Source organism: Pseudoalteromonas sp. ABE4_541, from assembly GCF_056312285.1.
The window spans coordinates 218476-232366 of sequence record NZ_JBSVEM010000004.1 but is presented as its reverse complement, the minus strand read 5'-3'; the positions used below and the strand labels follow the sequence as shown (position 1 = coordinate 232366).

General features: G+C 41.5%; 18 protein-coding genes. 6 read left to right on the top strand and 12 right to left on the bottom strand.

Features of this window, described 5'->3' with window-relative positions:
• Positions 1-132 precede the first annotated feature (132 nt).
• From uspE to ccoN, 10 genes are all read right to left on the bottom strand, one after another.
• The gene (gene uspE, locus ACW689_RS06090; protein ID WP_476289360.1) at positions 133-1056 is read right to left on the bottom strand and encodes a universal stress protein UspE; all 924 of its coding nucleotides are present in this window, start codon (positions 1054-1056) and stop codon (positions 133-135) included.
• 101 nt (positions 1057-1157) lie between these two features.
• Positions 1158-1892, bottom strand: a complete 735-nt coding sequence (locus tag ACW689_RS06085; RefSeq protein ID WP_476289358.1) for an FNR family transcription factor — start codon at positions 1890-1892, stop codon at positions 1158-1160.
• Positions 1893-1927: 35 nt separating this feature from the next.
• Positions 1928-2599, bottom strand: coding sequence for a sulfite exporter TauE/SafE family protein (locus ACW689_RS06080; protein WP_476289356.1), 672 nt, complete (start codon positions 2597-2599; stop codon positions 1928-1930).
• Entirely contained in the window at positions 2586-2759 is a 174-nt protein-coding gene (gene ccoS / locus ACW689_RS06075; protein WP_476289354.1) for a cbb3-type cytochrome oxidase assembly protein CcoS, read from the bottom strand. The genes ACW689_RS06080 and ccoS overlap by 14 nt, the downstream gene beginning before the upstream one ends.
• The gene (locus ACW689_RS06070; RefSeq protein ID WP_476289352.1) at positions 2756-5131 is read right to left on the bottom strand and encodes a heavy metal translocating P-type ATPase; all 2376 of its coding nucleotides are present in this window, start codon (positions 5129-5131) and stop codon (positions 2756-2758) included. Before ACW689_RS06070 ends, ccoS begins: the two co-directional genes overlap by 4 nt.
• Before the next feature lie 5 nt (positions 5132-5136).
• Positions 5137-5628, bottom strand: a complete 492-nt coding sequence (locus tag ACW689_RS06065) for a FixH family protein (RefSeq protein ID WP_476289350.1) — start codon at positions 5626-5628, stop codon at positions 5137-5139.
• 115 nt (positions 5629-5743) lie between these two features.
• Positions 5744-6709, bottom strand: a complete 966-nt coding sequence (ccoP, locus tag ACW689_RS06060) for a cytochrome-c oxidase, cbb3-type subunit III (RefSeq protein ID WP_476289348.1) — start codon at positions 6707-6709, stop codon at positions 5744-5746.
• Complete coding sequence (locus ACW689_RS06055) at positions 6706-6891, bottom strand: cbb3-type cytochrome oxidase subunit 3 (protein WP_476289346.1); 186 nt, start codon at positions 6889-6891, stop codon at positions 6706-6708. The genes ccoP and ACW689_RS06055 overlap by 4 nt, the downstream gene beginning before the upstream one ends.
• 5 nt (positions 6892-6896) lie before the next feature.
• Positions 6897-7520 (bottom strand): cytochrome-c oxidase, cbb3-type subunit II, encoded by a 624-nt coding sequence (ccoO, locus tag ACW689_RS06050; RefSeq protein ID WP_476289344.1) that lies wholly within the window; start codon positions 7518-7520, stop codon positions 6897-6899.
• Positions 7521-7532: 12 nt separating this feature from the next.
• Positions 7533-8966: a cytochrome-c oxidase, cbb3-type subunit I gene (ccoN, locus tag ACW689_RS06045; protein WP_476289342.1), complete on the bottom strand. Its 1434-nt coding sequence runs from the start codon at positions 8964-8966 to the stop codon at positions 7533-7535.
• Positions 8967-9065: 99 nt separating this feature from the next.
• Here ccoN and ACW689_RS06040 point away from each other — a divergent pair, with 99 nt between their 5' ends.
• From ACW689_RS06040 to ACW689_RS06025, 4 genes are all read left to right on the top strand, one after another.
• Positions 9066-9722 carry a hypothetical protein gene (locus tag ACW689_RS06040; RefSeq protein WP_476289340.1) on the top strand — a complete coding sequence of 219 codons (657 nt, stop codon included), beginning with the start codon at positions 9066-9068 and terminating at the stop codon, positions 9720-9722.
• Positions 9723-9726: 4 nt separating this feature from the next.
• Positions 9727-10203, top strand: a complete 477-nt coding sequence (locus tag ACW689_RS06035; protein ID WP_476289338.1) for a GreA/GreB family elongation factor — start codon at positions 9727-9729, stop codon at positions 10201-10203.
• A gap of 541 nt (positions 10204-10744) precedes the next feature.
• A complete protein-coding gene (locus tag ACW689_RS06030) occupies positions 10745-11212 on the top strand; it encodes a hypothetical protein (protein ID WP_476289336.1) in 468 nt (155 codons plus the stop codon).
• Positions 11213-11426: 214 nt separating this feature from the next.
• The gene (locus ACW689_RS06025) at positions 11427-11858 is read left to right on the top strand and encodes a GNAT family N-acetyltransferase (RefSeq protein ID WP_476289334.1); all 432 of its coding nucleotides are present in this window, start codon (positions 11427-11429) and stop codon (positions 11856-11858) included.
• 488 nt (positions 11859-12346) lie between these two features.
• Here ACW689_RS06025 and ACW689_RS06020 read toward each other — a convergent pair whose 3' ends face one another.
• Positions 12347-12703, bottom strand: a complete 357-nt coding sequence (locus ACW689_RS06020; RefSeq protein WP_476289332.1) for a DUF1428 domain-containing protein — start codon at positions 12701-12703, stop codon at positions 12347-12349.
• Positions 12704-12811: 108 nt separating this feature from the next.
• On the bottom strand, positions 12812-13126 hold the full coding sequence (locus ACW689_RS06015) for a MarR family winged helix-turn-helix transcriptional regulator (RefSeq protein WP_476289330.1): 315 nt from the start codon (positions 13124-13126) through the stop codon (positions 12812-12814).
• 18 nt (positions 13127-13144) lie between these two features.
• Here ACW689_RS06015 and ACW689_RS06010 point away from each other — a divergent pair, with 18 nt between their 5' ends.
• Together ACW689_RS06010 and ACW689_RS06005 are read left to right on the top strand one after the other, a co-directional pair.
• Positions 13145-13348: a DUF2798 domain-containing protein gene (locus tag ACW689_RS06010; protein ID WP_476289328.1), complete on the top strand. Its 204-nt coding sequence runs from the start codon at positions 13145-13147 to the stop codon at positions 13346-13348.
• Between the two features lie 259 nt (positions 13349-13607).
• Positions 13608-13847, top strand: a complete 240-nt coding sequence (locus ACW689_RS06005; protein WP_476289326.1) for a hypothetical protein — start codon at positions 13608-13610, stop codon at positions 13845-13847.
• The last annotated feature ends 44 nt before the right edge of the window (positions 13848-13891 follow it).

Below are 13891 nucleotides of genomic sequence, written 5' to 3'. Positions count from 1 at the left end.
AGTGATGATAAAAACTTCTCATTTAGAACAACTAAATCACTCAATTTTTGCTTGCCTAAAGATAGATCACTTAGTTGAGTAGATTGGCATAAATAAAAACCCGCATCAAGACGGGCTTTTATTTGAGTGTGTTTATTCTGCTAGGGGGCTCACATAACCATCTGGTTTTAGTGCTAACACGTCGCAATCTAGGCTGTCGATAACATGCTCGGCTGTGTTGCCAATTAAGGCTGCGCTTAATCCTGTTCTGCCGACCGTGCCAATAACAACAAGCTCAGACTTTTTATCTTTGGCAACCATAGGAATAACGTCTTCTGGTAAGCCTTCTTTTATGATGCAATCATTCGCTGTGATTGAAAACGATTCTGCAAGTGCATATGTTTCATCTTCATGATGCTTTTTAACAGCCTCATTGTAATGAGTTGGATTAAACTCTGGAATTTCAATCGCAATATTAACCGGTGTTGCAGGGTAGGTATTGACTAAGCTCAGCTGTGCATTGGCTAGCTGGCAAATAAACTGTGCATCGCTAATGATTCTGCGGTTTAGTTCAAGGTGCTGCTCATTATCACTTACTGCGTTAACAGCTGCTAATATATGACCTTGCTCAGGCCAATCTTGATCTTTAACTAACAACACGGGCGCTGGACATTTTCTGATCAAGTGCCAATCAGTTGGTGTAAAAATAACTGACTTTAAAGTATCGTGCTGATGAGTGGCTTTAATCACAAGGTCATAGCCTTCGCTTAAGACGCTTTTAATGATGGCTTCATAAGGGCGGTTATGCCAAACGACTTTGCTCTGTACCTTGATATCAGAAATATTATCAACAAGGTCATCTATCCAAGCTTCTCTATCTTTAATGACCGCTTCTCGCATTGCTTCTCGCTCGTCTTTTGAGAGCATGGTGGTCATTTCATAAGAGAAATCGTAAATAGATAAAAAAGCGGTAATTTCAGCACCAGTTTTTTTTGCAAGTGTGATTGCGCGTTGCAAACTATTTTGCTGCGCCTTTGTTGGGTCTATAACGGCTAGAATGCTTTTAATATTGTCCATTGCAAATTCCTTATCGTGCTTCGTTAGCTAAATCAGTTATCTTTAAGTGTAACTGATCTAGCCAAAGGTTAAAGAATTTGCAAACAATTCGTTGCTTTAGATCAAAGAGATATCGCTGCGGTGCGAGCTAAAGCTGGAATGTCTAAGATAGTGATGAACTTGCCTTCAACTTTGATGATTTCAGACTTTTGGAAACGGCTTAGCAAACGGCTGATGGTTTCAACCGTAAGGCCTAAGTAGTTGCCAATTTCACCACGAGTCATCGTAAATCTAAACTCTTTACGCGAAAAACCACGCTCACCAAATCGGTTCGATAGATTAAAGATAAAGGTTGCTAAGCGCTCTTCAGCGGTTTTTTTGTTAAGCAGCAGCAACATTTCTTGGTCATAGTTTATTTCGTTACTCATTAAGCGCATGATTTGTTGGCGAAGCTTGGGTAGCTTTCCTGCCAAATCATCAAGCGTATCAAATGGGATTTCGCAAACCATAGAAGTTTCCAACGCTTGTGCAAAGCTTTGGTGCTGCATTTTGTTGATGGCATCAAAACCAACCAAGTCACCAGCAAGGTGGAAGCCTGTGATCTGTTCATCGCCTTGCTCGGAGAGGGTATATGATTTGAATGAGCCAGAACGCACAGCAAAAATTGCATTTAGCTTTGTGCCAGACTCAAAAAGGTAGTCGCCTTTATGTAATGGTTTTTTCCTTTCGATGATCTCATCTAGCTTGTCCATTTCTGTGCCGTTTAAAGAAAATGGCAGACAAAGCTGGCTGATACTGCAGTTGTTGCAACTAATTGTGCACTGACTTTTGCCACGTTGCTGATTGCTTAAATCCATAATTTTTCCATCCAATATAAGACGTTTGGCCTAGGTTAATGTACTAATCTATCAGTTGCAATGATTAGTAGATAAACACCGTACCAAATGAAAACACTACCTAAACCTAATCTTACCAGATTGTGATTTAAAAAGCGGCTAAGTTGCTGGGCCGATTGCCCAACGACCAACATCGCTGGCAAAGTCCCTAGCGCAAAAAAAGCCATAATCAATGCGCCCTCAACAGGCGTGTTGGCTTGCAAAGTCCAAGTTAAAGCAGAGTAGACTAAGCCACATGGTAGCCAACCCCACAATAGGCCATAACTCAGTACTTTAGCGTAACTATCAACAGGGACTAAGTACTTGTTTAGTTTTACTATATGTTGCCAAAGAAGCGACTTTGCGCCTGACTCGAGCCATTTTAATGTGCTGGCTAAACGCATAACGTAAATGCCAACCAGCAGCATAAACACGCCACTAAAGAGTCCTAAAATAAGGGAAAATGTTGTATTTTGCTTAGCAAATGCATTACCGAGAGAGGCAACCAATGCCCCTGCACACATGTAACTCAATAAACGACCGATGTTATAAAGCAAACTGACTTTAAGCGGAGCAAGCGATTGGGATGCCAATTGCAAACTCGATGCAATGCCCCCGCACATCACAAGGCAATGGCCGCTGCCCACCAAGCCCATTAAAAACGCGCTAAATAAACTAATCTCGTTCATTGGCGTTTTTATGCTGCTCTTTGTCGTCTTCAAACAAAATGCTATGGCCTTGTTTTTCTAAATCAGAAAACTGCTCGCTTCTGACTGCCCAAAAGAAGATCCCAATAGCAATAATGACAAATAATATTGCGATGGGGATTAATATGTAAATAATACTCATAGTTTTAACAGCCTTAGTGAGTTACCTATCACAATGATAGAACTTGCTGACATACCTATCACTGCCAGCCAAGGAGGCACTAATCCAAGTGCAGCGAGCGGGAGTATTGAGCCATTGTATATCAGTGATATGGCCAAGTTTTGTTTTACTACCTGACGCGTTTTAAGTGCGACGTGCTGTAAGTGCAAAATAGCGTTGAGATCGCTTTTTAATAAAACAACGTCGGCAACATTTTTAGAAATATCTGCACCGGTTTCCATTGCAATAGACAGGTGGGCACTGTTAAATACTGGGCTGTCATTGACGCCATCGCCAATCATTGCGACAACTTCACCTTTTTCAGACCAAGATTCCACAGCCTGTTGTTTGTCTTGTGCAGAGCAGCTGCTTTGTTGTGAGTTTAAGCCTAGTTTGTCGGCTAGCACTTGCCCTGCGTTACTGCTGTCACCCGTAAGCATATGACAACTTAGGCCTGAACTTTGCAGTTGGCTCACGACGCTTTGCGCATTGTCACGCGTTTTGTCGTCAAAGAAAAAGTTCGCGATGATACATTTGTCGATGTACAGCGTGGCCTGTGCTTCGCAGTTTTGAGACTTAAACCAGTTACTTTTACCAATGGCAACATGTTGATTGTTTAATTGACCACTGATACCAATTCCTGGATGAACTTCCACATTGCTAAGCTCATGATGTTTCGTTAAGTGCTCAACGAAAGCCGCTGCGATAGGATGCTCCGAGTATCTTTCTAGACTTGCGGCTAGAGCCAACACGTCTTGTTCACTGTAATTGCTATCACATATCTCAATGTGGGCGATAGAAAACCGACCTTCGGTGAGTGTTCCTGTTTTATCAAAGGCGACACGTGTTAGCTTTGTAAGAGTCTCAAGTACATGACCTTCTTTTATCAAAATTCCTTTTTTTGTTAACGTTGCGACTGCACAGGTCAAAGCGGTTGGTATTGCTAGGCTTAATGCACACGGGCAGGTTGCCACTAACACTGAAATTGTCACCCAGAAAGCTTGTTCTGGTGAAACGGAATACCAGCCAATCGCGGTAAGTGAGGCAAAAACCAGCAAGCAGGCGACAAACCACTGCGCGACTTTATCCGTTATTTCAACTAGCTTGGGGCGTTTACTTAGCGCGTTATGCTGAAGGCGAATAATTTGATTAAGTAGAGTGTTTTGGCCCACTTTATTGATCTCAACGGTGATCACTCCATCATGGTTGACCGTTCCTGCGTAGATCTGGTGGCCTTGATGCTTTTTAACAGGCAAGTGTTCGCCAGTCATCATCGATTCATCGACGCTGGTTGAACCTTCTAAAACGATACCATCGGCAGGAATGGTTTCACCCGGTTTGATGAAAATAATGTCTGCGAGCTTGAGGTTTTTTGCGGCAACGATATGTTCTTTTTTGTCAGAGTCGAGTTTTCTTGCCGTCAAAGGCAGCAGTTTTTGTAGGTTTGCTGTAAATTCGCTGGCTTTTAAACGAGCCCTAAATTCTAAATATTTACCAAGTAACAGTAAGAAGGTGAACATACAAATAGATTCGAAGTAGACTTCACCTACTTCCATCACGGTCGCATAGCAACTCGCACCGTAGGCACCAAAAATGGCCAGCGACACGGGTAGATCCATATTGAGTTGTTTAGCTTTTAAACCTTTTACTGCGTTGGTAAGAAACGGTAGGGCAGAATACAAAATAACGGGGGAGGCGAGAACGAGGCTGATCCAACGAAAGTACTGTTCGAAGTCTTCTTCCATGCCGGAGAACATGCCAAAATACATGGCAAATGCAAACATCATAACCTGCATGGTCATAAGGCCTGCAACGCCTAAGCGGCGAATATACGCTTTGGCTACCGCTTGTTTCTGGCTAGCTTCATCATCAGCTTGAAACGGATACGCTTTGTAGCCAATTTGCATCAATGATTTAATGAGATCACTGAGCAGGGCTTGTTCGGCATTCCAGACAATCATTGCTCGGTGTGTTGATGTATTTACGTCAACACGGGCAACGCCTTTTAGGGCTAAAAGCTGTTTTTCAATGAGCCATGCGCATGCGGCACAGCTAATGCCTTCAACGCTAAGTAAAACTTCGGTTAAATTGCCTTGCTGAGTAACAAAGTCTTGTTGAACATCGGCATTATCGTAGCTTTTTATCAAAGATAGTTGCTCTGGAACCAACTCATCGACCTTGCCCGCCGAAGTCGTTCTGAATTTGTAATAATCACTCATTCCCTGAGAAAGTATGGTTTCGGCAACTGCTTGGCAGCCGATACAACACACTTTTTGAGGCTCATTTAGATAAGTGACCTCACCAGTAAAGCCAGCTGGAATTGGTTCTAAACAGTGAAAACATGTACTGGCCATCGTAATTACTTATACTCAGGCGAGATCTTGATAATGTCTTGTGTGGGGAGCTGTAAGTTTTCTTTTAACTTCCAACTGCCGTCCATCGGCTCCAAAAAGACGGTGTATGCACCTTGTTGGATTGACTCTAATACCGATGTAAATTCGCCGTTGGCATTAGGAAGTAGGGTAGTTGTAAAGTCATACTTTTTAATTGTTCTGTGATAAAAAGCGGCTTTTACAGCTTTAACTTTACTGTGGTCGCCTTTAGTGAATTTAAACTTAATGTAATCGCTATCTACTTGTAAATCGCCGTGCAAATAAAGTGCTTTGGCTTTGTCGAACTTAGTCAATTCTAAGTTGATTGCTTTTCCTTTTTTGTAGTAATCATCAACGACCATATCGGGACCGTTACCGACAGCAACCATTACCAGAACAACACAGGCAACAATCGTTGCAAGCGGGAAAAACATTAAAAACCAAGGCCAGAAATTTTTATACCACGGAGTAGGATTCATAACGACTCTAATGCTTGAAAAGTGTGGCAATATTTTATCTTATTTGCTGCTAAATACCTAAAAAAAAGCCTCCAAAAGGAGGCTTTTTTGATCTTAATTAACTATTAAGTATGTATTACTTATCTTGCGACAAGCTGTATACGTAAGCTGTTAACAAGTGAACTTTATCTTCACCTAAGATATCTTTCCACGCAGGCATTACACCAGCGCGACCATTGTTAAGTGTTTCTTCAACAGCGCGTTGAGAACCACCATACAACCAGATATTGTCAGTTAGGTTTGGCGCACCGAATGGTAGGTTATGAGCTATAGAGCCTTTACCATCCATGCCGTGACACGCCGCACACATGCCAAACTTAGCTTTACCCGCATCAGCGTCTTTTTGGTTAACTTTACGACCAGAAAGGCTCAATACGTAAGCGGTCATCTCTTTAACACCTTGCTCGCCAAGCGCTGCTTTCCAAGGTGGCATTGCAGCAATACGACCGTGAAGTAGCGTTTCTTTGATCTTGTCAGGTGTACCGCCGTATAACCAATCTTTGTCAGTTAGGTTAGGGAAGCCAGTACCACCACGCGCATCCGAACCGTGACACTGTGCACAGTTTTGAGAGAACAAACGCTGACCAATTTCAAGTGCTTTTTCGTCTTTAGCTAGAGTTTCAATATCTTGTTTAGCAAATGCTTTAAAGATTGGACCGAAGCGCTCTTCAGCTGCAATGATTTCTTGGTCCAGTTGAACCTTTTCACCATTTGCTAGCGCTTCTTCAGCCGCTTTTTTAGATTCAGCCAAAGATGTTACACCTTGGTTTGAACTCGTCCATTTTGCTAGACCCTGCCAATTACCAAGACCTGGGTAAGCCGCAAGGTAATATACAGACCAAACGAATGTCGCAAAGAACATATATGTCCACCATTTTGGTAGTGGATTGTTAAGTTCTTCAATACCGTCAAACTCGTGACCACAGCTTTCGCCTTCTTTAACACCTACATAGTTTTTTAGGTTCCAAAGCAGTAAGCCTAAGATCAGAGCAAGACACGCTAGGGTTAATACGATAACCCAAATACTCCAAAAGCTAGTCATTTTTCAGACTCCTTTTCCTCGTTAGAGATTGTTTCTTTATGCTTTTTTTCATCTTCAAAGATGGCATTTGCTGCACTATCGAATCGATTTTTAGTGCGTTTGCTATATGCCCAAGCAACAATCACAATAAATAGTACCAAAATTACCAGAGTCAAAATGCCTCTGTATGTGCCGTAATCCATAATAATTACTTCAAGTGTGTGCCAAGTTGCTGAAGGTAAGCAATAAGGGCTTGCATTTCTGTTTTGCCTTTAACTGCTGCTTCTGCACCTTGAATATCCTCTTCGGTGTATGGCACACCAAAGCCTTTGAATACTTCAAGTTTTTTGGCGGTTAACTTACCGTCTAGTACATTTTCATCTAACCAAGGATAAGCTGGCATGTTTGACTCAGGTACCACTGAACGTGGGTCCATAAGGTGTGCATAATGCCAGTCATCAGAGTAGCGTTGACCTACACGTGCTAAGTCTGGACCAGTACGCTTAGAGCCCCACTGAAATGGGTGATCCCATACTGATTCACCCGCTACAGAGTAGTGACCATAACGCTCAACCTCGTCACGGAAAGGACGGATCATTTGCGAGTGACAGTTATAACAACCTTCACGGACATAGATATCACGGCCTTCCATTTCAAGCGCTGTTAAAGGGCGTAAGCCATCTACAGGTTGAGTCGTATCTTTTTGGAACATCAACGGTGTGATTTCAACAAGTGCACCAAAGCTAATTGCGAATACCGTTAGAATGGCCATTAAGCCAACGTTCTTTTCAACGATTTCGTGTTTGTTATTGGCTGAATTATTATTGCTCATAATCTACACCTCTTAAGCCATTTGCGTATTTGCATCAGTAGCGAGTGAGCCACTTTTTGCAGTAACAGTGCGCAGCACGTTGTATGCCATAACAAGCATACCAACAACAATGAACACACCGCCTAAGAAACGCATGATGTAGAACGGCTTAGACGCTTCTAGAGATTGAACGAAGCTGTACATTAACGTACCGTCTGCGTTCACTGCACGCCACATTAGACCTTGCATTACACCAGAGATCCACATTGCTACGATGTATAGAACAACACCCACAGTGTGAAGCCAGAAGTGCGTGTTAACTAGTTTAACGCTGTACATGTTACCGTGACCGAATAGCGCAGGGATTAGGTGATAAATTGCACCAATTGAAATCATTGCAACCCAACCTAGGGCACCTGAGTGTACGTGACCTACAGTCCAGTCAGTGTAGTGAGAAAGCGCGTTTACTGATTTAATTGCCATCATTGGGCCTTCGAACGTAGACATACCGTAGAAAGACAATGAAACAACTAAGAAACGAAGTACTGGGTCAGTACGTAGTTTGTGCCATGCACCTGAAAGCGTCATGATACCGTTGATCATACCACCCCATGAAGGTACAAATAGGATCACAGACATTACCATACCAAGTGACTGAGTCCAGTCAGGTAGTGCCGTGTAATGTAAGTGGTGAGGACCAGCCCAGATATAAAGAGAAACTAGTGCCCAGAAGTGAACAACCGATAAACGGTATGAATAAACTGGACGACCAGCTTGTTTAGGTACAAAGTAATACATCATACCTAAGAAACCTGCAGTTAATAGGAAACCTACTGCGTTGTGACCGTACCACCATTGAACCATTGCATCTACTGCACCTGCATAGATAGAGTAAGACTTAGTTAATGATACTGGTACTGCCATGCTGTTAACGATGTGAAGAACTGCAACAGTAATAATGAAACCAGCATAGAACCAGTTCGCAACATAGATGTGAGATACTTTGCGCTTGATAAGCGTACCGAAGAAAACCACCGCATAAGTTACCCATACAACCGCGATTGCGATATCGATAGGCCACTCAAGTTCTGCATACTCTTTAGAAGAAGTAATACCTAAAGGTAGAGTGATGGCTGCTGAAACAATAATAGCTTGCCAGCCCCAGAAGGTGAAGGCGGCTAATTTGTCTGAGAAAAGACGCGTTTGACAAGTACGTTGAACAACATAATAAGATGTTGCAAAAAGTGCACTTGTACCAAATGCAAAGATTACTGCGTTCGTGTGTAACGGACGAAGTCGAGAGTAAGTTAACCATGGAGTGTCAAAGTTCAATGCCGGCCAAGCGAGTTGGGCTGCAATAAGAACACCAACGCCCATGCCAACGATGCCCCAAATCACTGTCATGATAGCGAATTGGCGTACAACTTTATAATTGTACTCAGTTTGTGATGCTACTGTTTGGCTCATTTTCTGGATTCCGCTGCAATTAATGCGATTAGAAATGAATTACCTGCGTTAACAGGCCCTGCTTATTATTTCAACAAGCTCGTTTAAAAATAAATCTGATTGAGCAAATCTATTTCAAACCAACTTGAGAAACCCTTATTTTTGCAAGGAAATAATAATTTTTTTGCAAAAGAAAAGATACCTCAAACACCCAAAATTATGACATCAATCAAATTTTGGCCCTATTTTTGCTCAATTATTCACCTTTATGGAATATCTACAAATTCTGCATTACCATGTCGCAGTTTTGTATTCTCTACTTTTGGATTATTAATGAGCAAACCTTGGTTTTACGCACTTGTTGCCACGAGTTTATTGAGCGCATGCTCAGACCCTTCAGACATTATACATGAAAGTTCAGAAAATAGTGAAAGTTCGTTACAAGATGTGAATTGCATTGCTCAAAAGCCCTGTACATCACAAAAAAATGTTCAACTATGGTACGGAAAAACTCACATTATTGGAGAAAGTGAGTTTAAGGTTTTCGCGAAAATACCGCAGGGTTACAAATTGAAATCAGCGATGTTGTCAGGCGAAACCATGAATATGGGGTATATCCCAGTTTTTTTTGGAGAAGGAAAAGACAACATATATTCGGCCACGACAATGGTAGGGCTATGCACCTCTAAAGTGATGCAATGGCGCCTTACACTGACCATGGTTGACGCCCAAGGAGGCACATTCATAAATACCTTTCCTTTATATGTTGTTAGATAGCATCATGAATAAACTCATCGTCATTGAACATATTAAATTTGCATTAGAAGCCAAACTTAATGAAGCGCAGCAAGCAGCACAAAGTGCGCACGAAGATGCGACCCACGAACAAAGTGTTGCTGAAACTCAGTATGATTCGCTTAGCATAGAATCGGGCTATTTAGCGCAAGGTCAGAGTGAGCGGGTCAACGACGTACATAAGTCAATTTCCCTATTTGCACAAAGTTATGATGTGAACCCATTGCCTAAAATAGCCCTTGGCAGCCTAGTGAAGGCCATCGATATCGATGATAACGCACATTGGTTTTATATCGGACCTAGCGAAGGGGGGTTAAAGGTAGCAGTAAAAGGTGAGCAAATACTGGTGATCACTCCGTCTTCTCCCATAGGCAAAGCTATGCATAGTAAGCGAGTAGGTGATGAGTGTGAGTACAATGTAGCAGGGCAAGGTTATAGTTATGAAATAGAGGCCATTTTATAACACCCGCAGATAATTTCGCATTGTTAGGTTTATGGCGCTTATGACCACCAAATATAGAGTAAAGTAGATCGGCATAAGCGAAGCGCCATCCGGCGTTATTAAAGGGTTATGTTTCTTTAATTTGAATTCTTTGCCTATACAGAAATAGATGTCTGATGTGATGCCTGCGTTTACTTCAGGTGGTATTACCTTAAGCCTTATCCAACTGCCCGCTGTGGATTTGTACAAGTGTAATTTAAGGCATCAAATTTCATAGCCAATGGCCCCGTTAATTATTGTTTCTATTGTTCGTCCATAGAACATTAAAATAGGCTATGCCTTTGGTGTTAAAGGTGTTTTTGTTTTTTGATAAGTGATTTAAATTCCCGTTTAAGTAGAATCTCGTTTTGATCTATCCTGTGCAGCTTATTTCAAGTACAAAATAGTAGCTAACATGCTAATATTTGGCGTAATTAAATTTGTTAATTGGTGCGTTGTAGTGATAGTGGGTAAGACATTAACGCGAATTCACGCTAATACACTGTTAGAAAAATGGTGAACCATGCGAAAAATTTTAGTAACAGAGATTCTATTAGCATTCTTACTTGGAGCTGTACCAATGCTGTTGGTTAGTAATCAACCAGAATTTTCAGCAACAAAGAGCCTTGCCAGTTTAAATCCTGGTGACATCGTAGTTAACTACTTTTCGTATTTGCTCTGCATCCATACCTTTGTGTGGTTTGCTAATCGACAAGTTTTAAAAACCAATCATACTCTTTCAGTTTTGTTTCAGGAGCTTCATGAGTTTACGCATAAGCTAGGATTTGCTATCCACGGTATTTATCGAGTATTTGCAGGTGCAGTGCCAATGGCTATGTGGTTTGAGCTTGATAGGCTTGGGTTAGTTCAAGGCTGGCAGGCAATAACGGTATTGAGTATGACATTAGCCTTATCTAGTTTGACTGCCAGTGTGGCGTTGACTAAAGCTACAGAATACACGGCTCCAAGAATGTCACTATTTAGCAAATAATTTTTCTAACAAACAATTTAAGAGTGATTCAGCACGCTTGGCATTTTTGGTTTGGGTTGAGTTCAGTGTTTATGGTGGTCAAATTAAGTGTTGTGGTAGCGTGCTTCACACCTTAATTGGGCGTTATGTGATTGGTGGACACTTCATACCTATTGGGGCTAAAATGCCCGCTCGCGGCTGCACATGAATTTCAGTCAACTTTAGAGAAAATACGATGATTGTAGAAAATGTGCTTCCTGAAAATTACGCAGAAATGCTTAGTGTTTGGGAAAATTCAGTCCGAGCAACTCATAACTTCATAACAGAAGAAGATATTGAGTTTTTTAAACCAATTATCATTGAGCAGGCTTTTCCTGCTGTCACGTTAAGATGTGTGAAAAATGAAAGTGGTTCAATTTTAGGTTTCGTGGGAATGCACGACTCAAAGGTTGAAATGCTGTTCATCTTAAACGAGGCAAGAGGGCAAGGTGTTGGTAAGGTGCTACTGCAATACGCAATAGAGCAGTTAGGCGCAACCAAAGTGGATGTAAACGAACAAAACCCGAAAGCCGTAGGTTTCTACGAGCATATGGGTTTTAAAGTAGTTTCTCGCTCACCGCTTGATGATATGGGAAAACCTTTTCCCATTCTGCATATGACACTTTAAAGCTCGGTTTGTCGTAACCAGTTTGCTAGAAGAAACGCCCAAAGCTAATAACTTTGGGCGTTTCCGTATGCAATGAAAAAATCACATAACAAGGCGCTCAAGCAAGGAATTTTAAAGTTTGGCTCGGCTCGTATCTCGCCAATTTTAGCCAAACTCTAAAGTCCGCTTAGCTTAGCGTTAGTTTTTCACACGGGATTGGTGTCTACTGTTTTAGGGGAAGATCAGATGGTTGCACAGGGCATTTCTGGGAAGAAACTAGACTTGAAAGGACAGTCACTCAAACTGGAAACTTTTGGTGGCTTGTCTAAGCTTTAATTTCTTCAGAAATTATTTCAAATTCTCAGTTCAAGGCGTGAACTATGGGATTAGCAAGGAAGCGGTAAATCAGTTTATCAGATACTCGGAATTATCATTGTGTTTCGTGATGCCCAATCCGTATCATGTTGATGATTGGGCATTTCGCTCGAAACTGTTATGTATCTAAGTGTTTATGACTTTTCGAAAATAACATCAAATCCACCATAAATTAGGCGCTTACCATCAAAAGGCATGGGCATATTTTCAGGGCTCATGCGCGGGTCTTCCATGATCTTTTGCCAGCCTGTATCTCTGACCTCTTTTGAAGGCCAAGTGATCCATGAGAATACCACCGCTTCATTCTCTTGTGCTTTTACAGCCATTGGAAATGACGTGACTTTACCGTCAGGTACATCACTGCCCCAAGTTTCCACAACCTTCAAGGCACCAAACTCGATAAAAATGTCAGCGGCCATTTTGGCGTGCTCTACGTATAGTTGTTTATTTTCTGTTGGCACCGCCGCCACAAACCCATCAACGTACGACATAATCAAACTCCTTTCTATTTAAAGTGCTAACTATAGTTCAAAACAGATTATTGTAGAGTGATAAAAACACAACCCAAAATTAAAAGCGTAAAATGAACACCTTGGGTGTCAGCTATCCCTCTTGCTTAAATTTTCAGTCATGATTGTTGCTACTTCATTAAATACTTTGATTTGTTCAGCACAAAGAGAGCGTAACATTTTCTGGATAAGCTTGGATTCGATCGCAAGCGTTCGTTCTAATACTGTTTTGCCGTTATTTGTTAGGCTGAGTAACTGGCTTCGCGTGTCGTCTGGGTTTGGCGACTTTTGTATGAGTTCTTTGTTAATCATTTCTTTGATCAGTCTTGCAAGCTGGCCTTTGTCTCTTTCCATGTGTTCTGACATGAACGCGGCGGTGAAGTTCTGTGTTTTATTTATGCGCATGAAGTCATAAAAAATGCGGTGATTGGTACTACCATGGCAGTGATTATGGAAGGGGTTATGGCGGCGGTTACAAGCATAAATAATGTATCTTATGTATCAATGGGTAAGTTTGCAGGTGATTGGACGCAGGCATTTATTGTGGCTTTGCCTGTTGGACTATTCATTTCTGTTATTATAGCGCTAATTGTAAAGCCTCGCCTAGAACGTTTTATAGCCAGCTAAAGATTACTCTACTTATAAAATGCAAATATCTCAGCCTTAAGCGCTAATGAAAATAACCCCCACATGGTTGCAAAAAATGAATAAGTACTTAGCGAAGTTATTATCGTTATGATTATTCACGCTACTTACTTTTAATCAATTAGAAGAGCTATTCATTAATATTAGTAACGAGAGAAATGCCGTTCGCATCAGTGATAAATTTGATTAACATTTTATTTTAAAATAGAGTACTTGTGGACTTTACTAAAAGGAAATTCAAATGAAATTAAAGCTACAAAAGCGAAAATTAAAGCACTTACAATCAAGTCATCAATTGCCAGGCAAGCAAACTCCTAAAGTTGCAGGTGGTGTTGAAGGGTATACGGAGTATAGCTGTGCGTGCACAGCTACATGTGGTGCCTGTTTCCCTAATACATATCATGATGGCACCTGTGCGACTCAATCTCCAGAGGTGACAGGGTGTGCGTGCCCAACAACCTCTCCCAATATTTGTTATTAATTAAGTTTATCTGGCCTTTTGTGCAGTAGGGCCACATCTTATTA